24 protein-coding genes are annotated in these 21,813 nt (G+C 69.0%); 9 read left to right on the plus strand and 15 right to left on the minus strand.

Annotated features, from left to right (window positions below; genetic code table 11):
- Positions 1 to 199: 199 nt before the first annotated feature.
- The 6 genes from QZ607_RS02370 to QZ607_RS02395 all read right to left on the minus strand — a co-directional run bounded on the left by QZ607_RS02370 (position 200) and on the right by QZ607_RS02395 (position 6,646).
- A complete protein-coding gene (locus QZ607_RS02370; protein WP_295879226.1) occupies positions 200 to 415 on the minus strand; it encodes a hypothetical protein in 216 nt (71 codons plus the stop codon).
- A 365-nt stretch (positions 416 to 780) separates the two neighbouring features.
- Positions 781 to 1,128, minus strand: a complete 348-nt coding sequence (locus QZ607_RS02375) for a transcriptional regulator (protein ID WP_295879229.1) — start codon at positions 1,126 to 1,128, stop codon at positions 781 to 783.
- On the minus strand, positions 1,109 to 1,393 hold the full coding sequence (locus QZ607_RS02380; RefSeq protein WP_367268141.1) for a DUF6516 family protein: 285 nt from the start codon (positions 1,391 to 1,393) through the stop codon (positions 1,109 to 1,111). The genes QZ607_RS02375 and QZ607_RS02380 overlap by 20 nt, the downstream gene beginning before the upstream one ends.
- 384 nt (positions 1,394 to 1,777) lie before the next feature.
- Positions 1,778 to 3,142 carry an FtsW/RodA/SpoVE family cell cycle protein gene (locus QZ607_RS02385; protein WP_295879234.1) on the minus strand — a complete coding sequence of 455 codons (1,365 nt, stop codon included), beginning with the start codon at positions 3,140 to 3,142 and terminating at the stop codon, positions 1,778 to 1,780.
- A gap of 282 nt (positions 3,143 to 3,424) precedes the next feature.
- On the minus strand, positions 3,425 to 5,026 hold the full coding sequence (locus tag QZ607_RS02390; RefSeq protein WP_295879236.1) for a penicillin-binding protein 2: 1,602 nt from the start codon (positions 5,024 to 5,026) through the stop codon (positions 3,425 to 3,427).
- 180 nt (positions 5,027 to 5,206) lie between these two features.
- Positions 5,207 to 6,646 carry a carotenoid oxygenase family protein gene (locus QZ607_RS02395; protein ID WP_295879239.1) on the minus strand — a complete coding sequence of 480 codons (1,440 nt, stop codon included), beginning with the start codon at positions 6,644 to 6,646 and terminating at the stop codon, positions 5,207 to 5,209.
- 274 nt (positions 6,647 to 6,920) lie between these two features.
- On the opposite strand from QZ607_RS02395, the gene QZ607_RS02400 reads away from it, so the two are divergent.
- The 4 genes from QZ607_RS02400 (at position 6,921) to QZ607_RS02415 (ending at position 9,856) form a co-directional block, all read left to right on the plus strand.
- The gene (locus QZ607_RS02400; protein WP_295879241.1) at positions 6,921 to 7,352 is read left to right on the plus strand and encodes a YajD family HNH nuclease; all 432 of its coding nucleotides are present in this window, start codon (positions 6,921 to 6,923) and stop codon (positions 7,350 to 7,352) included.
- Positions 7,353 to 7,714: 362 nt separating this feature from the next.
- Complete coding sequence (locus QZ607_RS02405; protein ID WP_295879242.1) at positions 7,715 to 9,223, plus strand: carotenoid oxygenase family protein; 1,509 nt, start codon at positions 7,715 to 7,717, stop codon at positions 9,221 to 9,223.
- Between the two features lie 133 nt (positions 9,224 to 9,356).
- Positions 9,357 to 9,584: a DUF433 domain-containing protein gene (locus QZ607_RS02410; protein WP_295879348.1), complete on the plus strand. Its 228-nt coding sequence runs from the start codon at positions 9,357 to 9,359 to the stop codon at positions 9,582 to 9,584.
- Positions 9,581 to 9,856 (plus strand): DUF5615 family PIN-like protein, encoded by a 276-nt coding sequence (locus QZ607_RS02415; RefSeq protein ID WP_295879244.1) that lies wholly within the window; start codon positions 9,581 to 9,583, stop codon positions 9,854 to 9,856. The genes QZ607_RS02410 and QZ607_RS02415 overlap by 4 nt, the downstream gene beginning before the upstream one ends.
- A 30-nt stretch (positions 9,857 to 9,886) precedes the next feature.
- On the opposite strand, the gene QZ607_RS02420 is transcribed toward QZ607_RS02415, so the two are convergent.
- From QZ607_RS02420 to rpsT, 4 genes are all read right to left on the minus strand, one after another.
- Complete coding sequence (locus QZ607_RS02420; RefSeq protein ID WP_295879249.1) at positions 9,887 to 10,570, minus strand: GNAT family N-acetyltransferase; 684 nt, start codon at positions 10,568 to 10,570, stop codon at positions 9,887 to 9,889.
- Positions 10,571 to 10,684: 114 nt separating this feature from the next.
- The gene (locus QZ607_RS02425; RefSeq protein WP_295879251.1) at positions 10,685 to 11,794 is read right to left on the minus strand and encodes a hypothetical protein; all 1,110 of its coding nucleotides are present in this window, start codon (positions 11,792 to 11,794) and stop codon (positions 10,685 to 10,687) included.
- A gap of 19 nt (positions 11,795 to 11,813) precedes the next feature.
- On the minus strand, positions 11,814 to 12,191 hold the full coding sequence (locus QZ607_RS02430; protein ID WP_295879252.1) for a cupin domain-containing protein: 378 nt from the start codon (positions 12,189 to 12,191) through the stop codon (positions 11,814 to 11,816).
- A 189-nt stretch (positions 12,192 to 12,380) separates the two neighbouring features.
- Complete coding sequence (rpsT, locus tag QZ607_RS02435) at positions 12,381 to 12,644, minus strand: 30S ribosomal protein S20 (RefSeq protein WP_295879255.1); 264 nt, start codon at positions 12,642 to 12,644, stop codon at positions 12,381 to 12,383.
- Between the two features lie 372 nt (positions 12,645 to 13,016).
- Here rpsT and QZ607_RS02440 point away from each other — a divergent pair, with 372 nt between their 5' ends.
- The 4 genes from QZ607_RS02440 (at position 13,017) to QZ607_RS02455 (ending at position 16,787) form a co-directional block, all read left to right on the plus strand.
- Complete coding sequence (locus tag QZ607_RS02440) at positions 13,017 to 14,486, plus strand: cytochrome ubiquinol oxidase subunit I (RefSeq protein ID WP_295879256.1); 1,470 nt, start codon at positions 13,017 to 13,019, stop codon at positions 14,484 to 14,486.
- 23 nt (positions 14,487 to 14,509) lie between these two features.
- A complete protein-coding gene (gene cydB, locus QZ607_RS02445) occupies positions 14,510 to 15,505 on the plus strand; it encodes a cytochrome d ubiquinol oxidase subunit II (protein ID WP_295879259.1) in 996 nt (331 codons plus the stop codon).
- A 79-nt stretch (positions 15,506 to 15,584) separates the two neighbouring features.
- Entirely contained in the window at positions 15,585 to 16,190 is a 606-nt protein-coding gene (locus tag QZ607_RS02450; protein ID WP_295879260.1) for a DsrE family protein, read from the plus strand.
- Between the two features lie 210 nt (positions 16,191 to 16,400).
- Positions 16,401 to 16,787 carry a hypothetical protein gene (locus tag QZ607_RS02455; RefSeq protein WP_295879262.1) on the plus strand — a complete coding sequence of 129 codons (387 nt, stop codon included), beginning with the start codon at positions 16,401 to 16,403 and terminating at the stop codon, positions 16,785 to 16,787.
- A gap of 264 nt (positions 16,788 to 17,051) precedes the next feature.
- Here the strand turns inward: QZ607_RS02455 and QZ607_RS02460 are convergent, their stop codons facing one another.
- On the minus strand, positions 17,052 to 17,354 hold the full coding sequence (locus QZ607_RS02460; protein ID WP_295879266.1) for a type II toxin-antitoxin system PemK/MazF family toxin: 303 nt from the start codon (positions 17,352 to 17,354) through the stop codon (positions 17,052 to 17,054).
- Between QZ607_RS02460 and QZ607_RS02465 the strand changes: the two genes are divergently transcribed.
- Positions 17,247 to 18,044: a hypothetical protein gene (locus QZ607_RS02465; protein WP_295879350.1), complete on the plus strand. Its 798-nt coding sequence runs from the start codon at positions 17,247 to 17,249 to the stop codon at positions 18,042 to 18,044. The two genes, QZ607_RS02460 and QZ607_RS02465, sit on opposite strands and share 108 nt — an antisense overlap.
- Here QZ607_RS02465 and QZ607_RS02470 read toward each other — a convergent pair.
- The 4 genes from QZ607_RS02470 to QZ607_RS02485 all read right to left on the minus strand — a co-directional run bounded on the left by QZ607_RS02470 (position 17,955) and on the right by QZ607_RS02485 (position 21,776).
- On the minus strand, positions 17,955 to 18,275 hold the full coding sequence (locus QZ607_RS02470) for a hypothetical protein (RefSeq protein ID WP_295879269.1): 321 nt from the start codon (positions 18,273 to 18,275) through the stop codon (positions 17,955 to 17,957). The genes QZ607_RS02465 and QZ607_RS02470 overlap by 90 nt on opposite strands.
- Positions 18,268 to 18,549, minus strand: coding sequence for a hypothetical protein (locus QZ607_RS02475; protein ID WP_295879271.1), 282 nt, complete (start codon positions 18,547 to 18,549; stop codon positions 18,268 to 18,270). Before QZ607_RS02475 ends, QZ607_RS02470 begins: the two co-directional genes overlap by 8 nt.
- 415 nt (positions 18,550 to 18,964) lie before the next feature.
- Positions 18,965 to 20,899 (minus strand): propionyl-CoA synthetase, encoded by a 1,935-nt coding sequence (locus tag QZ607_RS02480; RefSeq protein ID WP_295879272.1) that lies wholly within the window; start codon positions 20,897 to 20,899, stop codon positions 18,965 to 18,967.
- Between the two features lie 208 nt (positions 20,900 to 21,107).
- A complete protein-coding gene (locus QZ607_RS02485) occupies positions 21,108 to 21,776 on the minus strand; it encodes a DUF6064 family protein (protein ID WP_295879274.1) in 669 nt (222 codons plus the stop codon).
- Between the last annotated feature and the right edge of the window lie 37 nt (positions 21,777 to 21,813).

Raw genomic sequence — 21,813 nt, forward strand, 5'->3', positions numbered from 1 at the left:
AGAAGCTGTTGCTGGATACGCATCTGCTGTTGTGGTGTGGCCGGCAACTCCAATGTTTTGGCAAACCCCCAAGCCATGGAACAGATGGGTTGCTCATGGAGCGATAGAGTCGCAGATGCCACATCATAGTCTCAGTCTGTCCAGCTGCCAGATGCGCGGAACGACTCGTGAGCCGATTGAGCCATTTCCGAGCCGTTCCTCAGCGCTCGGCGCCACCGTCGCCTGACCCGTTTGAGCCATTGTTGAGCCGTTCCCCGCCGGCCACGTAGTTGGCGCCGCGCCCGCTGCCGCGGGGCTCGACGAGGCCGCGGTAGGCGAGGTCGTCGACGTCGCGTTTGGCAGTGGCGCAGCTGACCTCAGCGAGGACCATGTAGTCGGCCTTGGTGAGGCAGTCGGCGCGGCGAAGTTGCTGCAAGGCCTTGCGTTGGCGCGGGTTCAGGCTTAACCGGTCAGGGCGTCGTGCATAGCTTCAGCTTCATGATTTTGCCGGGTGTGAAACCAGGGGGTAAGGGAAAGGAGCTAAAGGTCGCACAGGGCGAGGTCGTGGCGTCTGTCAAGAAGGCGTGCCGCGCGCCCGAGCTTGGCTTACTCCTGGTGACCAATGCTTAGTGGCAAGCAAGGATGTCTTGGCATTGACCATAACATTGATCAGGCGGCTCCTGCAGTGGGAGCAGCCTTGTTCTTGTCGCGACTGGCCGCCAATCGCGCCGAGGACGGTGCTCCCACGCCGATGGAGGGACTGATGACCTGATGACCAAGGCTATGTCGCAGTCCTTGGGTTCAAGCAGCGGAGCGCCAATCCAGTTCCAAATGCAGCCCGGCGTAAGGGAAATGCAGATCCCCGGTTTCAGTCTTGTCGATCAGGCCGATTGCGCTAAGTCGCTCCGCGTCGGCCTGTACCTCGGTTGGATCTCGCTTGACGCGTCGCGCAAGCTCGCCAATGCTAATGGCGCCAGAGCCGCAGAGGGCCTTGAGGATGGCAAAGCGGTTACCTGTGAGCGTGTTCAGCAAGGCCTCGTCACTATCGAAGAGGTAACGGGGTGGCTGAGGCTGGTTCGATTCGACGGTCGCAATGGCTTGTGCGAGGGCTTCCTCTTCGCTGGCGACTTCAATGATCAGTGTCTGCATGAGCGGTCCTCCAGCGGTGGATATCGCGGTCGAAATCGACGAGCAGTTGTGGAAGTGTGACAAAGGCAAATGGTTGCTCCTGGTCACCGATGTGCTTGTGATCACCCTTTCCGTGCTCGTTGTCGTAACGCAGCACGCATCGGCCTTGATGAACCAACGCCAAACGGCATTTGAAGGGGTGCGGGCTTCCGGGCAAGGGTTGCGGTAGCCGCCAGACGACGACTTCTTTGAACAGACTGTTCGTCAGCCGCTGGCGGTACAACAACAGGCGTTTGGCTGTGATGTTGGGAGGTTGGCAGCCGCTCAGAGGGTTGTCAATCGAGCGCGTTGGACGGTGCCCGATTTCATTAAGTTGTTCGCGTGGGCGAAGCCCGCGCGGACCACTTGGCGGCGGGGTGGCCTTTCAGCGGCAGGTCCTTGAGCCACGGGCAGACGGTGTTGTTGACGTGGGCGATGATGCCGGTGGCTGGGGTCCGCGGCTGGCAGTCCTTGTCGGCGGTACAGTTGCGCCAGCGGCAGTTCTCCGGAAAAAGCTGTTACTGGATACGCATTTGCTGTTGTGGGCCGCGGGTGTCCCCGACCGGATGACGGCAATCAGCGCACAGGCATCCAGTACGGCGCGCGGTGGCAAGACATTCGCAGTGCTGCACTAGGCAGCCGACGCACGCCTGCGCCGAGTCGAGGCGGTGCGCGCTGGCGCCGTTTTCTTTTTCAAAGGCTTCGGCTCCCCGTCGGAGATGGCCAGCACCAGCCCCAGCGCCAGGCAGGTGACCAGCAGGCTGCTGCCGCCCTGGCTGATGAAGGGCAGGGTGACGCCGGTGATGGGGATGGCCTTGGTGACGCCGCCGACGTTGAGCAGGGTCTGGACTGTGAAGACGCTGGCGATGCCCGTCGCCGTGAGCATGCCGAAGGGGGACTTGGCGCGGGCGGCGATGAGGATGAGCCGCCAGCAGAGCAGCGCGAAGAAGACGAGCAGCAGGGCGCTGCCGATGAAGCCCAGCTCCTCGGCCACCACGGCGTAGATGAAGTCGGACTCGGCGATGGGCGCGTAGCGCGGGCGCGCCTGGCTGAAGCCCTCGCCCCAGAGCCCGCCGGCGTACATGCCGGAGAGTCCCTGGAGCACCTGCCAGCCGGCGCCGGTGGGGTCGGCGAAGGGGTCGAGCCAGCTGGCGACGCGGCGCTGGCCGTGGCTGAAGAGCTGGAGCACGGCGTAGCCGGCGGCACCGGCGGCGAGCGCGCCATAGACGAGGTAGCCGACGCGCTTGGTGCCGGCGGTGAGCTGGAGCAGCAGCGCGAGGCCCAGGATCAGCACCAGCCCCAGGTCCCGCTGCACCAGCAGCAGCCCGAGCAGCAGTGTCGCGAACAGCGCCAGTGGCCAGTGGGCACGCAGGGGTGGGAAGGGAATGGGTGTGTGCCACTTGGCCAGCGCCTTGGCGTGGCGGTCGATCCAGGCCGCCGCGAACAGCACCACTGTCAGCTTGAGCCCTTCCGTCGGCGTGATGAAGCCGGCGCCATAGACCGCACCGCGGAAGCGCTGCCCCGTCGTGAGCACGAAGATCAGGATGGCGAGCGACAGTACGGCCCAAAACCACATGCCGGCTGCCAGCGGTCGGTAGCGCCCGTCCATCAGCGCCACCGCCAGCAGCGCCAGCAGCATGACCCCCGCCGGCAGCAGCAGGTGCGCGAGCGTGAGCCCCGCGCCGGCATAGACGCCCATGCGGAACTGGGCCAGGAGCCCGATGCCGGCGAGGAAGGCCACCAGCGCCAGCAGCAGTTGATCGCCGCGGAAGCCGGCGGCGACGAAGAGGAGATGCGCCGCGCAGAAGGCAAGTGCGAACCCCAGCGGTGGCACCAGATCGGTCCAGCGCACGGCGATGCCGTCCTTGGGCAGAGCACCCAGCACCATCAGGAAGCCGGCGCCGATGGCGAAGAGCACCCACAGCAGCAGCCGGCGCTCCGGTGCGCGGGCATCCCAGCGCTCGGCGAGGGTCTCGGGGCGGGCGGGTTTGGCCATGTGCAGCTCAGGGGTGTTGCGAACTGGCGATGTGTCGTGGGTCGATTGGATGCGGTCGTGCTTGGTCCCGGGGTGTATGGGGCGCGGGAGCGCCCCGGGGATGCGTGACGCCGCGGGAGCGGTGTCACGAGCGCGACCGGGTCAGCCGCAGCCCGGATGCAGCGAAGCGGGATCCGGGGCTTGCATCACCGCTTGCGGTGTCGGTATCGCTGAGCCCCTTCCTGGATTCCGCTGCCGCTCCATCCAGGCTGCGCGGCCACAGCGGTGGATACCTGCCAAGGCTCATGGCAGGTGCCCACGCTGCTTCGCCAGCAGCAGCAGGTCCCGGGCGATGGGCGCGGCGGCGGTGGAGCCGTAGCCGCCGTGCTCCACCAGCACGGCGAAGGCGAGCCGGGGGCGCTCCGCCGGGGCGAAGCCGATGAACCAGCTGTGCGGCGCACCGAAGGGGTTCTCGGCGGTGCCGGTCTTGCCGGCGATGGCGAGCCCCGGGGTCTCGATGCCGCGGCCGGTGCCCTCGGCCACCGCCTGGCGCAGCATGGACCTGAGCTTTGCCGCCGTGCCCGACTGCATGAAGCGGCCGGCCGCGACCGGCTGCTCGCCGCCGACCAGCCGCGGGCGCACGGCGACGCCGTCGTTGGCGATGGCGGCGGCGATGAGGGCCATCTGTGCCGGTGTGGCCAGGACCTTGCCCTGGCCGATGGACGCCTGGGCGAGCCCGTAGCGGTCGGAGCTGGGGATGGTCGGGATGCGCCCGGTGCGCAGGAACTGCCGGCGGCTGTCACCGGCGCCGATGCTGATGCGGCTGTTGAACAGGAACCGCTCGGTGGTGGCGCGGAAGGCTTCGTGGCCCAGGTAGACCCCGAGCTGGGCGAAGAAGACGTTGGACGATTCCACCAGCGCGGTGGTGAGCCCGATGCGCCCATGCCCGCGCCAGCTGCGCCCGGCGCGGCGGGCCTCGTAGTACTCGTGGTCACGGATCTTGCGATAGTGCCCGGAGGTGGTCCAGCCGTCCGCCGGGCAGTGGATGCGGGCGCTGAAGCCGCGGTCCAGCGCGTCGGCGGCCAGCACCACCTTGAAGGTGGACCCGGGCGGATAGAGTCCAGCGGTGGCGCGGTTCAGCAGCCGCGCCCGCGGGTCTGCGTGCAGGAAGAGGTCGGCGTCGATGCGGTTCGGATCGAACGACGGCGTGCTCGCCAGCACCCGCAGTGCGCCGTCCTGCGGGCGCAGCATCACCACGGCGCCGGCGCGCTCGCCGAGGCGCTCCACCGCGAGCCGCTGCAGCGCCGCATCCAGCGTCAGGGTGACGTTGTTGCCCTTGGGGCGCTTGCCCTGGGTCAGGATCTGCCGGCCGAGCTCGCCCCAGTCCTTCAGCGAATCCGGCTTGCCGCCGTTCAGCTGGATGTTGGCGGCGGCCTCGACGCCGGAGGTGCCGAAGCGCGGGTCCGCATAGCCCACCACGTGCGCGAAGTCCGGGCCGAAGGGGTAGTGGCGCTGCGCCGTCGGCCCGGCGTCCGTCTGCACCACGCGGCTCTCGGCGAGCACCGTGCCGGCGACGTCCAGAATGCGTCCGCGCTCGATCCAGTGCGCCGGGTTGAACTGGCGGCGGTCGTGCAGCTGCATGAAGGCGATGAGGTCGGGCCGCGCCGTGCCGGAGAGCTGCCAGGTGGCCTGGTAGGCGAGCACCGCGGCGAAGCCGAGCACCGCCACCAGGCCCGCCGCGGCGAAGCCCGCCCGGGGCTTGGCCAGATGCTTGAGCCCCACCACCGCGCGCAGGTCCTGCATCTGCCTCAGCACGAAGGCCGCCGCGAGCAGGAACACGACATGCAGACCGAAGCGCAGCGGTCCCCAGGGGGCTGACTGGAAGAGGGTGTTCAGCAGGTCCATGCGGGGGAGGGCTGAGGGCTGGGGGCTGGGGGCTGGGGGCTGGGGGCTGATGAGCGGGAGTCGGCAGCGCGGCTGGGTCGGTAGGGCGGATAAGCGCATCCGCCGTGTCGGCCCGCGGTGGATGTGATTCGCTGATCTACCCTACGGCTGCGGACCGCCGTCCGCGTTGTGCATCGGGTCTCATGGCGCCGGTCGCCAGCAGCCATGGAAGCTGAGCGGCACCACGTCCGGCAGCGTCAGCACGCAGGCCGGCCCGTCGGCGAGCGCGGCGGCATCGAAGATCCAGACCTCGCCGGCATCCGCGTTGCCGTCGTAGATGACGCTGAGCAGCCAGAGCCGGTCCGGGTCCTCGGCGTCCGGCACCACCACGGGCTCCGATGGGTAGCGCCCGTCGCCCAGGTCCGCCTCGGTGAGCCGGTCGGCGGCGTGGTCGTAGCAGGCGAGGGTGTCGTAGCGCTCGGCGGTGGTGTCGGTGCGGCTGCGGTGCGCGGCCATGTAGGTGCGCTGCCAGGCACGGCCGACCTGCGCGGGCGGCACCATGGTGAACTCCACCGAGCGCGGACTCATCTGCGCATGCGCTTCGACGCGTGCTGTCTGCGGGTCCAGGGTCATGCGCCAGAGCGTCGCCTCGGCGGGCGTGGTGGTGCGGCCGCTGGCCACTTCCCGCAGGTGCTGGTTGGTGCTGAAGTCGGGGTAGCGCGCGTGGTCCAGCACCACCCATCCGTTGTCCTCGCAGGCGCCGTTGCCGAAGTGCCATTGGTAAAAGGGCTCGGTCTCGTCCCGGGCCACCAGCTCCAGTGTGCGGCGATCGAAGACCAGGATCTGGGTGCCGAGCTCCGGGCGCCAGCGCATGGCCTCGGCATAGGGCTTGAGCCCGAGCAGCACCGGCAGCACCGAGATGCGCACCGGCGGCACCAGAAACACCAGATACGGGCCGGCCATGATCCAGTCGTGGATCAGCGGCACGCCGTCCAGGTCGTAACGTCCCTTGGTGAGCAGCCGGCCGCGGCGGTCACAGCGGTAGAGCATCAGCCGGGCCTTGGGGCCGGGGATCGCGACGCCGAAGTTGTAGAGCTCGCCCGTCGCCGGGTCCTGTTTGGGGTGCGCCGAGAAGGGTTCGCCGGATTCCAGCCGGCCGGCGGGACCCGCGAGGTCCGTGAGCCCCAGGGTGGCGAGCGTCTCCAGGTCCAGCGCATGCGGCCCGCCGCCCTCCCAAAGGGTCAGGAGCCGGTCCGTAAGCGCGATGACCGAGGTATTGGCGGCGTTCTTGAGCGGGCGGCGCCAATGGCTCCAGAGCGGACCGGGCGCGGTCATGCCGTAGTTGCCGTAGAGGAGCTTGTCCTGTGCGGCCTCGTGGCGGAAGCCGTCGGACTGGACGTAGCGATACGTCGCCTCCGCGGCGCCGTCGTCGAAGCGCACCCGCAGCACCGCGCCGTCACCATCGAACCAGTGCCCCACGCGCATGCCGCCCCGCTCCAGCCGTGCCGGCCCGTTGCGGTACAGGGTGCCGCGCAGCCCGGCGGGGACCGCGCCGTGGGAGGGGTCGAGCGGCGTCGTCGCAAACTCCCGCGCCGGGCGGGCGACGGAGCCGGACCAGAGGCGGCGTTGATGAGTCGTCATGCTGGGTTGTGCGGTTCTGGGCTGGAACGAGCGCCCATCAGGATACCGGGAAGAAAGTTTGAAGTTTGAAGTGCGAAGCTTGATAAAGGGGGGCTGAGCGGGTTGCGCCCGGCGTCACGCGTGTTGCGGGAGCACAGGCTGACCAAGGGACGGACCTGTCACTGTCAGCGCGCGGGACGACTGCTGCGGTTGCGTCCTTCACACTTCAAACTTCACACTTCCCCAGGGCCGCGCAGCACAGTCAAGAGCCTCGATCACCTTGAGGGCCGTCCAAATGAGCCAGAAAGACCCACCCCGCCACGGCCGCAGCGGCCGCGCCATCGACACCGCCAAGCTCGACCGTATTGTCGCCTCCGCCCGCCGCGCCAGCGACGCGCGCGCCGCGGGCTACCGCGAGCAGGCACTGAAGCTCTACCCCTGGGTGTGCGGGCGCTGCGGGCGCAGCTTCGAGCGCAGCAACCTGCGCGAGCTCACCGTCCACCACAAGGACATGGACCACGACAACAACCCACCGGACGGCAGCAACTGGGAGCTCTTGTGCCTGTACTGTCACGACAACGAGCACCAGAAGTTCGAAGAGCGCATCGCCGCCATCGCCGCCGGTCGGGATCCGGATGCGAACGATACCGGCGGCTCGCAGTCGAAGGCCAGCAGTACCACGCACCGGCCCTTCGATGGGCTCGCGGACCTGCTGAAGAAGGACTGATGGGGTGCCTGCTGCTGCCGGTTGTTGCGGCGGGGCGCATGCGGTTGCGCGATGGGAGAGGCCAAGAGGACTGGTTCACGCGAAGACGCTTAGGGCGACGCGAAGTGTAGAGGTTCACGCGAAGACGCTTAGGGCGACGCGAAGTTAGAGGTTCACGCGAAGACGCGAAGGGGCAGCGTCAGGTGAAGATGTGAAGACGCGAAGGGCGAGGCGCGGCCTTGGTTGGGGCGGGACGCGGTGATACTGGGCGTATCGGTCACTACGTTGCGCAAGCCCATCCTGGGCGATCGCCAACCCCTGGGTTTTGGGCATGCTACCCCCAAAAACCTCCGCAGATCTCAAACGCAGTGAAGGCAGCCGTCATGCCCCAGGATCTCGCCGCTCCCATGGATCTCGCCAGCGCCGACATGCTGCGCGTGCTGGCGCAGGCCACCACCACGGTCGCCGAGGAGCACACCGACGTGCCGCTCCCGGTCACCGGCACCCTGCCCGCGGCCATCGACGGGCTGCACTTGCGCAACGGTCCGGGCCGCTTCGAGCGCGGCGGGCAGCGCTACCGCCACCCCTTCGACGGTGACGGCCACATCACCAGGCTGGACATCCAGGGCGGTGCGGTGCGCTACACCAACCGCTTCGTGCGCACCCGCGAGTACCTGGAAGAAGAGCGCGCCGGGCGCATGCTGCACCGCGCATTCGGCACCAACCTGCCGGGCGGGCTCTTCGGTAACTTCTTCCAGATGCGCTTCAAGAACGCCGCCAACACCAGCGTGCGCTGGCACGCGGGCCGCTTGCTCGCGCTCTGGGAGGGTGGACCGCCGCACCGGCTGGACCCGGACACCCTCGCCACCCTGGGGCTGGAGGACTTCGGTGGCCGGCTCGACAACCCCTTCGGCGGCCTGTCCCGTCGGCTGGCGCCGCTGCTGCCCTTCTCCGCCCATCCGCACTGTGACGACGACACGGGCGACCTCTACAACTTCGGCCTCGTGTCCGGCTCCCCGAACCGGCTCATGCTGTACCGGGTGGACGCCGACGGCCGCATGGACGAGCCGCGCGAGCAGGGGCTCGAGCGCTTCAGCTTCGTCCACGACTTCGCCGTCAGCCGCAAGTGGCTCTGCTTCCTGCTGCCGCATGCAGATTTCGACGTGCCGAAAGCGGTGTTCGGCCTGAAGACCGCCGTCGGCTCGCTCAAAATCGCCACCGAGCGCCCCATGCAGGCCCTGCTGCTGCCGCGGGAGCCGGGCGCCGGCCGACCGGCGGTGCTGACGGGGCCGCCCGGCTTCGTCTTCCACGTCGCCCAGGCCTTCGACGAGGATGACGGCAGGCTGGTGCTGGACGTGATCCGCTACGGGCTCTACCCGGACTTCGACGACTTCACGGACCTGTTCCGCGCTCCGCCGGACGGCGCCATGCCGCGCCTGGAGCGCCTGGTGCTGGACCCGGCCAGGCACAGCTGCGAGCGCCTGAGCCTGGGCGCCGATGGAGCGCCCCACGCCTTCGAGCTGCCCATCAGCGCCCCGGCGCCGCTGGGCACGCCGCGGCGCATCCTCTACGGCGTCGGCGCACCGCCCGAGCGCCGCGCGCCCTACCTCACGTCCATCCATCGCCTGGACACGGAGACGGGCCAGCTCACCACTCGGGACTTCGGCCTCGATCTCACCGGCGAGCCCATACTGGTGCCGGGCCACGGTGAGGACGAAGGCTGGCTGCTGTCGCTGGTGTTCCGCGCCGATCAGGGCCGAACCGACCTGGTGGTGCTGCGGGCTCAAGACCTGGAGATCCAGGCCATGGCACCGCTGCCGCATGCGGTGCCCATCGGCTTCCATGGGTGCTGGGTGCCGCGGTCGGCGTTGGGTATGCCCCGGGGCGATTGACCCAGCAGCCTACGGCGGCACAGACTGCCCGCACGCGCGGCAGTGCACAGCTCGCCGCAACCGTACGCGGTCGGCGCACGCTGTCTGCTGGGTTAGTGGGGACAGCCATACAGCACCGGAGCTCACCATGGAACTGCAACGATTGGACCGGATCACATTCGATCCGGCCGTGATGGGCGGCAAGCCCTGCATCCGCGGCATGCGGGTGACCGTCGGCATGATCGTCGGCATGGTGGCGAGCGGCCACGAGCGCGCGGAGATCCTTGCACTTTATCCGTATTTGGAGCCCGAGGACATCGACCAGGCGCTCAGCTACGCGGCTTGGCGCGCAGAGGAAACGGACGTCGCCATCGGTGGATGAAGCTGTTGCTGGACATGAACTTGTCACCGGCGTTGGCGCAGGCCTTGACCGCGGCGGGATGGGACGCGTTGCACTGGTCCTCAGTCGGCCCGGTCGATGCCAGCGACGCGGCGATCATGCTTTGGGCGCGCGCCAATCAACGTGTCGTGATCACCAACGACCTGGACTTCAGCGCCATCCTGGCAGCAACCCGGGCGTCGGGTCCGAGCGTCGTGCAGATTTGGGCGCAAGACCTATCTCGCCAAGCTCAGCGCGTTGCTGTCGAGCCATGAGGCGCCGCTCATGGCGGGCGCCATCCTCACTTATGACGTCGCATCAGCACGCCTGCGCATGTTGCCAATCGATTGATCCGACCCGATTGCCGGCAGAGCCGGCTTCAGCCAAAACACCATCGGCTTCGGCGTCTCTGCCGTCTCGCCGATCTCCTGCCAGCTGAATGTGGTGCGCAGCTGTGGGTGCCGGCTGTAGCCGCGGTGCTGCCAGAAGCGGTCCAGCGGCACATAGCCGGGCGGGCGGCGGGGGTGGTCGGCGGTGCGCTCCACGGCGCAGAACGTGAGCCAGTCGAACGGCCCGAAGCCGCTCGCGGGGTCTGCGGCGAGCGCCCGGGCATGGTCTTCGCGCTCGTCGAAGAAGCGCACGCCGATGCCGCGGCCGCGGTACTCGGGCAAGAGCACGGATTCCCCCAGGTAGAACACCCGGGCCGGGTCGTAGCCGGCGGCGGTGAAGGGTGCCTGCACCTCGTCGGTTTCCTCCACCAGCGGCAGGGCGGTGGAGGCGCCCACGATGCGCTCGCCATCGCGCACCAGCACCACGACGCTGCCGCGGGCCTGCGCATAGGTGGCGAGGTATTTGGCCTCGTAGTCGGCGTCGCCGTCGTAGAGGTAGGGATAGTCGCGGAAGACGCGGATGCGCAGTGCCGCGAGGTCCGGGATCGCGTCGTCGAGCGCGGCACCGCAGACGCGGCTGATCTGGAGGTCGTCTGTCATGGGCTTGGGCTCGTGGGATCTGCGTCAGGGCAAGGGCTGTCCTGCGATGGTGGCATCGTCGCGCCATTGCGCGGGACCCAGCCCTGACTGGGGCCGCGACAGCGCAGTCGCCGCTCAGGTGCCGCGCGACAGCCAGGGCCAGAGCAGCTCGACCGTCTCGTCCACGCCGGTGGCCGGCACCGGCGCCACCGGTCCCGCCGCGAGCAGCTCGGCGAGCGGCTCAGTGAGGCGGCCGGCGCTGAGGTCCGCCAGCGGCACACTGCGAAAGGGCACCTGCCGCGCGATCCACTGGTCCAGGTGCGGCTCCTCCGGCCAGTCGCCGCGGGGCACGGAGAGCACCGGCACGCCGTGGCAGGCGGCCTCGGCGAAGGTGCCGTAGCCGGGCTTGGTGATGACGGCGTCGCAGGACGCGAGCACGTCCGCCACCGCTGGCCCGTCCGGGCCCGCGGCGGGGCCGATGAGGCGTGCCCGCAGGCGCTCGGCGAGCTGCGGCACCGGGGTCAGCAGCAGCGTCTTCGGCGGCAGTGGCAGGTCCGCGGGGGGCTGAAGGGAGCCGGCGCCGCCGAACTGCATCAGCACCAGCCGTGTGTCAGCAGCGACCCCCAGGCGCCGGCGCAGGCCGGCCGGGTCCCGCGGGCGCACCGCTGCGATGGGGCCGATGTCGTGGGCGTTCGGCAGCCAGGCCATGGGCATGGAGGGCGCCGGGCGCAGGAACAGCTCGGCGCCGGCGTAACCGTCGCGCATGTGCGCCGCCAGGGCCGCCGGCAGCCGGTCGCCGACGGGGCTCTCGGCGAGGATATCCAGCCAGTTGAGCGAGCAGAGCCCGACGGCGGGAATCCCGAGCCCGCGGGCCGCCGTCAGCGGCAGCCAGGGGATGTCCGCCAGCACCAGGTCCGGGCGCAGCTCGGCCAGCAGGGCGCGCTGTCGGGCCAGGTGCCGGTCATGGTCGGCGTCGAAGTCTGCGTAGGCCGCGAGGCCCTGCTCCCACAGCACCTTAAGCGGCCCGTCCATGGGCAAGGGCACGTCGAAGGCGAGGTCCAGCCGGGTGGTACCCGCCGGCATGCGCCCGCGCACGAAGCCTGGATCGACGCTGGCGCCGAGGGTGATGCGCAGCCCCGGATCGCGCCGGATCAGCCCATGTGCGACAGCGCTCACCTGCGCCACATGGCCGTAGCCGTGGGCGGTGGCGGCGATGAACAGATGCGCCGGGCGAGCGCTGGACATGGCGCGGCTTCGGCTTCGGCTAGGGGATTAGCGGGGGGGCTGGCGGGGTGGCCGGTGTTGGCTGGGCGGCGTGGATGTGCACCGCAAGCCAGACACAGCGTGGCGTGTCCGACGTGCTCAGCACCCGGTGAGGGCAGTGGGCGGGAATCAGCAGGTGATCCCCGGGGCCGAGGCGAACGGACTCACCGGCGACGTCGAGGGTGGCCTGCCCTTGCAGGAGCAACACCCATTCGTCGTGGGCCTGGTCGTAGCGGGTCGGCTCGGGCCGCGGGCTGCTGACGATGCGCTCGATGTGCACGCCGCCGCGATCGAGCAGGGTCTGGAAGTCCTCGCCGGTCTCGGGCTGCGGCAGGGCCGCGAGTAGGTTGGAGACGGTGGTGCGGGATGCCTGCGGCACGCGTGGTCTCCGGTGGTCCTTCGCGGCTGCGGCGGGGCAGCAACGCACCCCTGCCGTCGATGGGTGACGGTCAACAAGCAGCCTGGGTGCCGGCCCTTCGCGGCGGCCCTGCCCAAATCGAGCGTACGGCGATGGCCCGGGTCTCTGGTGGATGCGCTTCGCCTATCCACCCTATGAGCCTGACCCCGTTCAGGCGAGCGCCTTGACGTGCTTGTTCAGCCGGCTCTTGTGGCGTGCAGCCTTGTTGGCGTGGATGAGGCCCTTGCCGGCGGCACGGTCGATGACCGGCACGGCGGCCTTGTAGGCCTCGGCGGCGGCGGTCTTGTCGCCGGCGCGGATGGCCTTCAGGACCTTCTTGACGGCGGTGCGCAGGGTGCTGCGCTGGGCGGCGTTGCGCTGGCGGTGCTTCTCCGCCTGGCGGGCACGCTTGCGGGCTTGTGCAGAGTTGGCCATGGATGCTTCCTTGAGCTCCGGGTGGTCTGTTGGGGGGTGCAGGCTGTCGAATCGGCGACGGCGCCGGCGCCGGCGCCGGCGCCGGCATAAACGGGGTCACGACGCAGGTCGGTCACCGCACGCGACTAAACCGCGCAGGATGTCGCAGATCCGCCGGGCTGTCAACGTCTTTCCGGTGTCGGTGGATGCTGTGCGGCGGCCGGTGGCTGTGGGGCCTGCCCATGAGCCGATGCCGGCGGGTGGGCCGCAGCAGCGTCAGCCCCGCGTCCGGCTGGCCAATCCCGCCCCAGGTATGGTGTTGAGGCGGGGGGATGCTCCCTCAGTGTCGAGGTCAAGCGGCGACGACGCCCTACCACGCCTCATGGAGCAGCCATGGACCTCGACCCGGTGACCCTGTCGCGCGTGCAGTTCGCGTTCACGGTGTCCTTCCACATCATCTTTCCGGCCTTCACCATCGGCCTCGCCGCGTGGCTCGCGACCCTGGAGGGGCTGCACCTAGCCACGGGCAATGTGCTGTACCGGCGGCTCTTCGCGTTCTGGCTCAAGGTGTTCGCGGTGGCCTTCGGCATGGGCGTGGTGTCGGGCATCGTCATGGCCTTCCAGTTCGGCACCAACTGGAGCGAGCTCGCCACCCGCACCGGGCCCATCCAGGGGCCGCTCTTGGCCTACGAGTCCTTCACCGCCTTTCTGCTGGAGGCGACCTTCTTCGGCGTGCTCCTGTTCGGGCGCGACCGGGTGCCGCGCTGGGCCTATTTCGCGTCCACGCTGATGGTGGCGCTGGGGACGACCTTCTCCGCCTTCTGGATCATGGCCAACAACACCTGGATGCAGGTGCCCGTGGCCTTCGAGCTCAACGGCAGCGGCGACACCGTGCCCACGGACTGGCGGGAGATTCTGTTCAACGACGTGCTCTGGGTGCGCTTCCCGCACATGCTGCTGGGGGCCTATCTGACCACGGCCTTCTCGGTGGCCGCCACCGGTGCCTGGTACCTGCTGCGCCACCGCCACCTGCAGGCGGCGCGGACCATGCTGGCCATGGGGCTCGGGCTCGCGGCGGTGCTGACGCCGGCGCAGATGGTCGTCGGCCACTTCAACGGCGAGTACACCGCCGAGCATCAGCCCGCCAAGTTCACGGCCATGGAGGGTCGTTGGCAGACGGAGCAGCCGGCGCGGCTGCTGCTGCTCGCCTGGCCGGACGCCGAGGCCGAGCGCAACCTTTGGGAAATCGGCATCCCGTATCTCGGCAGCTTCGTCACCAAAGGCAACTTCAGCGCGGCGGAGCCCGGCATCGTCACCGTGCCCGCCGACGAGCGCCCGCCGTTCCTGATCCCCTTCTACGGCTTCCGGGTCATGGTCGGGCTCGGGGTGCTGATGCTGGCGCTGTCCTGGGGCGGCGTCCGGCTCATGGCCAAGCGCCGCTTCCGCGACCCGGAGCGCCTGCCGCGCTGGTTCCTGTGGGCGGTCTTCCTGCACTTCCCGAGCGGCTTCATCGCGGTGCTGGCGGGCTGGCTCACCGCTGAGGTGGGCCGCCAGCCCTGGGTGGTGCAGGGGCTGCTGCGCACCGCGGATGCCGTCACGCCGAGCCTCTCCGGCGCGGCGGTGCTGGTGTCACTGCTGGCTTATGTGACGGTGTATGCGCTGATCTTCTCCGCCGGCACGTTCTACATCTACCGGCTGCTGCGCGCGGGGCTGGACGAGACCGACCCGGAGCCCGGTGCACCCGCAGCCCCAGCGCCGCCGGCAGCAGACTCAGGTGCCACTCCCAGCCGGCCGCTCGGGGCCGCCGGCAGCGGCTTCCAGCCCGGTGCGGCGCCGTCCGCCCCGCGCCGCGATCCGCTCTGACTCAACAGGCATCAGCCATGCCCATGGATCTGCAACACTTCTGGGGCGCCGTGCTGGCGCTCTCCATCCTGATCTACGTGCTGCTGGACGGCTTCGACCTCGGCGTCGGCATCCTCTTCGGCCTGAACCGGGACGAAGCCCAGCGCCGGGATATGATGGGCTCCATCGCCCCGGTCTGGGACGGCAACGAGACCTGGCTCATCGTCGTCGGCACCGTGCTCTTCGGCGCCTTTCCGGTGGTCTACTCGATTTTTCTCTCCGCCTTCTACCTGCCGGTGGCGCTGCTCCTGGTGGCGCTGATCCTGCGCGGCGTCGCGTTCGAGTTCCGCTACAAGACCACCCGCGGGCGCTGGATCTGGGATGTCGGCTTCGTCGCCGGCTCCACGCTGGCGAGCTTCGTGCAGGGGGCAGCCATCGGCGCCATGGTCTCCGGGATCAGGGTGGACGGCCGCGACTTTGCCGGCGGCCCCTTCGACTGGATCTCGCCCTTCCCGCTGCTCTGCGGCATCGGGTTGGTGCTGGGTTATGCGCTGCTCGGCGCGGCTTGGCTGGTGCTGAAGACCGAGGGCGAGCTGCGCGACTGGGCCTTCGCCTGGCTGCCGCGGCTCATGACGGGTGTCATCGTCGTCGTCGCACTGGCGTTCCTGGGCACGCTGCTGGGGGACTTCCGGGTCGTCGACCGCTGGCTGGCGCAGCCCTGGCTGGTCCTGCTGCCGCTCATCGCGAGCCTCGCCGCCTGGCAGCTGTACCGCGTCGCCGCGGAGCGTCGGTCGGACTGGCAGCCCTATGCCCTGGCAGCGCTGCTGTTCCTGACGGCCTACCTGATGCTCGCCGGCAGCTTCTGGCCCTGGCTGGTGCCCTATCACCTGACCCTGGGCGACGCGGCGGCGCCCGAGGCGTCGCTTCAGTTTCTGTTCTGGGGCGCCGGCGTCGTGGTGCTGCCGGTGATCCTGGTCTACACCGTCGTCGTCTACTGGGTGTTCCGGGGCAAGGTGGACCCCGGCCGGCAATATCATTGACTCAGGCGGGCTGTGCCGATGGTTGCACAGGGCCGGCTTGCGTAACATGCCGGGGCTTCACCACAGCAGGAGACATGCGATGACCACACAGCCGACGCAGGCCACCAACCAACCGGAGCGCACCCGATCCACCCGCGGCCCGGCGGTGTTTCCCACCACCGTTCTGACCGCTGCCCTGGCCCTGCTGCTCGGCGTCGCAGCGTTCCCGGCGCTCGCCGAGGAGGCGGGGGATGCAACAGACGCTGCGGGGAGCGCGCCCGCCATCGACGACTCGGCGGCCCTCGCCGGCGTCAAGGCCACCGAGAGCGTCTTCCTCATCGACTTCACCAACCCCAAGAAGACCGCCTTCTACCTGGACATCATCCGCGGCACCCACGCCGGCCTGGTGCGCCAGGGCGTTACACCCAACATGGTGCTGGTGTTCATCGGCCCGACGGTGCAGTACCTGAGCACCGAGCCCACGGACGAGCTCGCCATGGAGTACGGCGACGAGCTCGCCTCCATCGCCGAGTCCGTCAAGAAGCTGGACGAGAGCGGCGTGCGCATGGAGGTGTGCGCCGTCGCGACGGATGTCTTCGACATCGACAACGCCAGCATCCTGCCCGAGATGGACGTCGTGGCCGACGGCTTCATCTCGCTCATCGGCTGGCAGACGCAGGGGCACAAGCTGGTGCCTATCTTCTAGTGGCCAGTGGCCAGTGGCCAGTAATCAGCGTCGTCGCATGGGTAGAGCGAAGCGAGCCCCAGCCTGCTCGGCTGCGTTTCGGTCGCTCTGCCTGTTGCGTTTGCTCCCAGAAACCCACATCGACACGGCTTTCTTGCACCGTCCCAGCACGCCCGCTCCCGCAGGGCGTTGTGCCGGCGGCCTCGGAGAAACGACAGGAGAGCGCGCAACATGGCGAGACTTATGGCCGTCCTGCTGGACAACATCGCCCAGATCGAATTCGACCGCAGCAAGCAGCTGCCGGACTACCAGGGCGCCTACCTGGACAAGATGGACCAGCGCATGGACACGGAGGGCATCGACCTGGACGGCGCGCGCGTGCAGGCGCCCTCCCAGGCGCAGAAGGCCCAGTTCATCGCCGCCAACCTCGCCAACGCCATCGTCGCCGACAACGAGAGCCAGGCGGCGGCCTTCACGACCTACCTCGCCGTGCGCCTGCCGGAGCTGAAGCAGGTCAAGATCCGCCGCGAAGGCGACGACGGCTTCGCCATCGAGCTCGACTTCGAGCACGACTACATCCAGCAGCAACCGGTGCAGTTCATGCCGCTGAAGCACTGACGCGGTATCGCGGAGTTGTGGAAATGGATCAAGAACAGGCACCGCCCGACTGGCCGCTGTATTCGAGCATCGACCCTTCAACGGAGCCGCGGTCTGCTCCACCGTGCACTTGCGCGACATCGGCGACGCTTGCGCGCATGACCACAAGATCATGCTCTGTGGAGCATCAGCCACGGCGGTGGCTGGCGACCCGGCGCTAGCGCGAGTCCTGACGCGACGGATTGACTGCGTCAGGCAAAGCCCAGGAACAACGCCAGCGCGCGATTAACCGCCAGCATTTCGGAGTCCGACAAGCCGCCGATGTGCTTGCCGGTTCTTGGCGCGCGGCGCCGCCTGCGGCTTGTCAACCATGACCTGGGAGGGGGCCCGGAGCCCGTTCTCCCCGCTCGGCGCAATGTCGATGCGAAACGGCGGGGTGGGCCGCAAGTCAGTGGTGAGGGGTAGCACGGTCACCGAGGGGTGCTCGTCGAACAGGTCCGACTGGATGACCAGCGCCGGCAACGGCTTGCCGTAATTCCGGGGCAGCACCACGGTCACGCATCGCCGCGCCGCGGCGCGGCGGCGCATCAGCTCCAGCCATCGCGATCGGCGGCCTCGTCAAGCCATTCCAGCGTGTCGGCCTCCGCCGGGGAGCGGAACGGCTGGCAGGGACAGATTCTCAACTCAGGTCAGATTACGGCGACCGACGACCTGTTCATCAGCGACGCGACATTAACGCTCGACCCAGGCACCTACAGCGTCGCGGATCGCGTGTATGCCGACGATGGCTCAATCGTCACATTCGATGCCGCGTTTTCGGCTCAGAGCTTGACCGTAGCGGGCGGCAGCACAGTGAACCTGGTCGCAACGTCCAACCTCAGTGCCGATGTCGATGTCGCCGGTGCAGGCAGCACGCTGAATCTCGCAGACGACCTCACGCTGACGGACGACCTATACGTCTACGGCTCCAACACCGAAGCTGCCATTGTGAACGCGGACGGCCATGACATTACGGCAGACCAAGTTGTTGTCGGCTTTGTCGGTGATCTCGGGGCGCTCCTGGATGTCGGCAAACGTCGGATACGGCGACGTTCCGGCAACAAACGCCGCGGACGCCCCGCGCTGCCAGCACTTCCTGTGGCCGTTCCGGCCATGCGGCGTCTGCCTGCTTGCTGTGGGCAGACGCGGCTACTTCTTCCCGTAGGTGCTGTCGTGATCGGGGGCGATGCTGAGCAATCGCAGGTAGTCGCCGTCGCGAAAGGCGGTTGCGCGTCCTGATCTCTTGATGCGCAAGGAATACAGCGCGCCGACGCCCGGCGGGGGCCTGACGCTCGCGATCTTCTCCCACTTCAGCCCGGCGTCGCGGTAGACCTGATTCCAGGTGAGGCGCCTGAGCTTCTTCAAGGTCTCCAGGGCCGCAAGGCGTTCGGGCTTCTGTAAACCGAACAGGCCGTCTTGGAACACCGGGTTGTTGAGGTCGAGCCGAACCTTGCCGGCGTCCTCAGTCATCCTCGTCGGCGAGTCGGGTCAGAACCGCATCGACATTGCCATCATCGGCCGCGTTGGCCTGCGCCCAGTCGAGGGCGCGCTGAAGTTCCGCAGCGGCCTCGGGTTGTAACAGCCAGCGCTCGTTGTCCGGCACCACGGTCGCGGTGCGCACCAGCCAAACGCCGGGCTCTTGTTCCTCGACGAGCACCTGCCGGCCGGCATACTGCTTTCCCAGCGAGATCTGCCCATTGCTGCCGATGACCTTCACCGCAGTCGATGCGGACGTCGCGTTCATGGGGTGCCTCGATTTTCGTGCGGGATGAATGCACGATAGCACGATACTGGAGCGGGCACACAGACGTGATCGCCGATGCATGAGTATGCAGTTCCTTCTCCCATGCTCGGCAACAGCGCCAAGTCACATGGTTCGGCATCGCACCTTAGGCCCTGCTCCGCGCGATGCTGCGCGCGCAGAACGCCTCCAACCACCGACGGGACTTCGCGTAGGGCTCGCGGCAACTCCGCCCGGCGGAGTGACCGGCCGGCATGGTCCGGCTCGGCGCGACGACAGGGCCTGCCCTGTTCGGCCAGCCCGGCGCTCTTTCCGTGTCGCCGTGAAGGGCGGCACTGCGGCCGCCGCAGGGGCGCGATCGCCGCCCCCCCGGCCGAGTGCCGAACACCGTGAGCGGGGGCTTGGGTGCCGTCAAGCCTCAGCCGGCGCGCGCATACCCCGCCGCAACCAGTGCTTCCTGGATCTCCTCCAGAATCGCCGGGTCGTCGATGGTGGCCGGCATGCGGTACTCGGTGCCCTCGGCGATGTGCTTCATGGTGCCGCGCAGGATCTTGCCGGAGCGGGTCTTGGGCAGCCTTGGGACCACCAGCACGGTCTTGAAGGCGGCGACGGGGCCGATCTCGTCCCGCACCTTCGCCACCAGCTCACGGGCGATGTCGGCCTTAGGCCGATCGACGCCGGTCTTCAGCACCACCAGCCCCAGCGGCAGCTCACCCTTGAGCTGGTCCGCGACGCCGACGACGGCGCACTCGGCGACGTCCGGATGCGCGGCCAGCACCGCCTCCATGCCGCCGGTGGAGAGCCTGTGGCCGGCGACGTTGATGATGTCGTCGATGCGGCTCATGACGAACAGGTAGCCGTCCTCGTCCATGTAGCCGGCGTCGCCGCTTAGGTAAAAGCCGGGCTCGGCGGCGAGGTAGGACGCGCGGAAGCGCTCGTCGTTGCCCCAGAGCGTCGGCAGGCAGCCGGGCGGCAGCGGCAGCCTGATCATGATCCGCCCGATGTTGCCCGGCGCCACGGGCACGCTGTCGTCGCCCAGCACCTGCACGTCGTAGCCGGGCACAGGCTTGGTCGGCGAGCCGGACTTGATGGGGAGCGGCTCCAGGCCCAGACAGTTGGCGGCGATGGCCCAGCCGGTCTCGGTCTGCCACCAGTGGTCCACCACCGGCACGCCCAGGATCTCGCCGGCCCAGTCCAGGGTACTCGGGTCGCAGCGCTCGCCGGCGAGGAACAGCGCGCGCAGGCTGGAAGTGTCGTAGCGTCCCAGGTGCTCGGCATCGGGGTCGTCGCGCTTGATGGCCCGAAACGCCGTCGGGGCCGTGAACAAGACGGCCACGCGGTGCTGCTCGATGACCCGCCAGAAGGCGCCGGCGTCCGGCGTGCCCACGGGCTTGCCCTCGTAGAGCACGGTGGTGCAGCCGTGCAGCAGCGGGGCGTAGACGATATAGGAATGGCCGACGACCCAGCCGACGTCGGAGGCCGACCAGAACACCTCGCCGGGCTCGACGCCGTAGACGTGGCGCATGGACCAGGTCATGGCCACGGCGTGGCCGCCGTTGTCACGCACCACGCCCTTGGGCTGCCCGGTGGTGCCGGAGGTGTAGAGGATGTAGAGGGGATCGGTGGCCGCCACGGGCACGCAGTCGGCGGGCGACGCGGCGGCCGTGATCTCCTGCCAATCCAGATCGCGGCCGGGCAGCAGCTCCGCGGGCTGCTGCTCGCGCTGGAAGATCACGCAGTGCTCCGGCTGGTGCCGGGCCTGGGCGATGGCGTCGTCCAGCAGCGGCTTGTAGGGCACGATGCGGCTCGGCTCGATGCCGCAGGAGCCGGCGACGACCACCTTGGGCTTGGCGTCGTCGATGCGGGTGGCGAGCTCCCGCGCCGAGAAGCCGCCGAAGACCACCGAGTGCACGGCGCCGATGCGCGCACAGGCGAGCATGGCGATGGCCGCCTCCGGCACCATGGGCATGTAGACAATGACGCGGTCGCCCTTGGCCACACCCAGGTCCTGAAGCGCACCGGCGAAGCGGGCGACGCGGTCCTGCAGCTCGGCATAGCTGATGCTGGTGACGCGGCCCGTCACCGGGCTGTCGTGGATGATGGCGGCCTGATCGCCGCGGCCCTGGGCGACGTGCCGGTCCACGGCGTTGTGGCAGGTGTTCAGCTCGGCGCCGCTGAACCAACGGTAAGAAGGCGCCGTGCTGTCTTCCAGCACCTTGTTCCAGGGTCGGCTCCAGTCGATGGCGGCCGCCGCCTCGCCCCAAAAGCCCGCCGGGTCCTTGAGCGAGCGGTCGTGCGCCGCCTGCCAGGCGCCCGTGCGCGGACCTGCCCCAGTTGCAGATTGGCCCTGCATGCTCACCTCCGATCTCATTGGTGGTTGGTATTCCGGCGCGCTCGTCGGGCGGCGCTGCCTTGTTATCCAGGCGGACGGTAGCGCAGCGCAAACGCCGCGGCAATCGCCCGGGCGTGGCGGCCCATCCGAAAAAAGGACAAGTTCAGTATGCCGTCCCCGTTATTGAAAAAAGGACAAGTTCAATATACCGTCCCCGTTATTGTCCCCGTTATTTGGTGTGGTGTTGTGCTCGCCGGCGGGCGAGGCTGACCGCAGTCAGTGCGAGTGCGGCCGGCGGCAGCCACCAGAGCGGGTCGGCGAAGACGGCCAGCAGCGTCGCGGACAGCAGGCACCACAGGGCCGGCGCCGCCAGCAGCAGCCAGGCGCGGTGGCCTGGGGCCATGGCGGCGAGGGCGAGGCTCGCGACGGCGGTGGGGTCCGGTGCGGTGCCGAGCCAGCCGAGGGCCTGCCAGGGCCGCCCGGCTGCGAAGCCCGCCAGCGGCAGCCCGAGCACGGCGATGGCCAGCAGCCACCAGGCCAGGGACAGGGGCCAGCGCTGCTCGACCACCTGCGCCATCGGCAGGAGCGCCGCGCCGAGCAGCAGCACGCCCTGCAAGGCGAAACCCCAGGCGAGCCAGTCCGCGGCCCAGAGCAGTGGGGTCAGGGCCTGATGGAAGAAGGCCCAGGCGATCCAGAGCCAGCAGGCGCCGAGCAAGCCCAATGCGAGACGCAGCCGGGCGGCGGTGGCGTGGGCCGTGATGCCGAGCAGCAGCAGGCCCAGCGCCATGCCAAGCGCGACGATGGGGAGGTGCGCCTGGTTGTAGTCGGCCAGGAGCCGCAGCCAGGTCTCCCGCGAGAGGGGCACCAGGTCCGCCGGGCTGTAGCTGAGCCAGTCCATGGGTCGGGGGCGTCCGGCAGCCCGGTTTGGTGCTCGA

The organism is uncultured Thiohalocapsa sp. (assembly GCF_913063425.1).
Taxonomy (GTDB): domain Bacteria; phylum Pseudomonadota; class Gammaproteobacteria; order Chromatiales; family Chromatiaceae; genus Thiohalocapsa.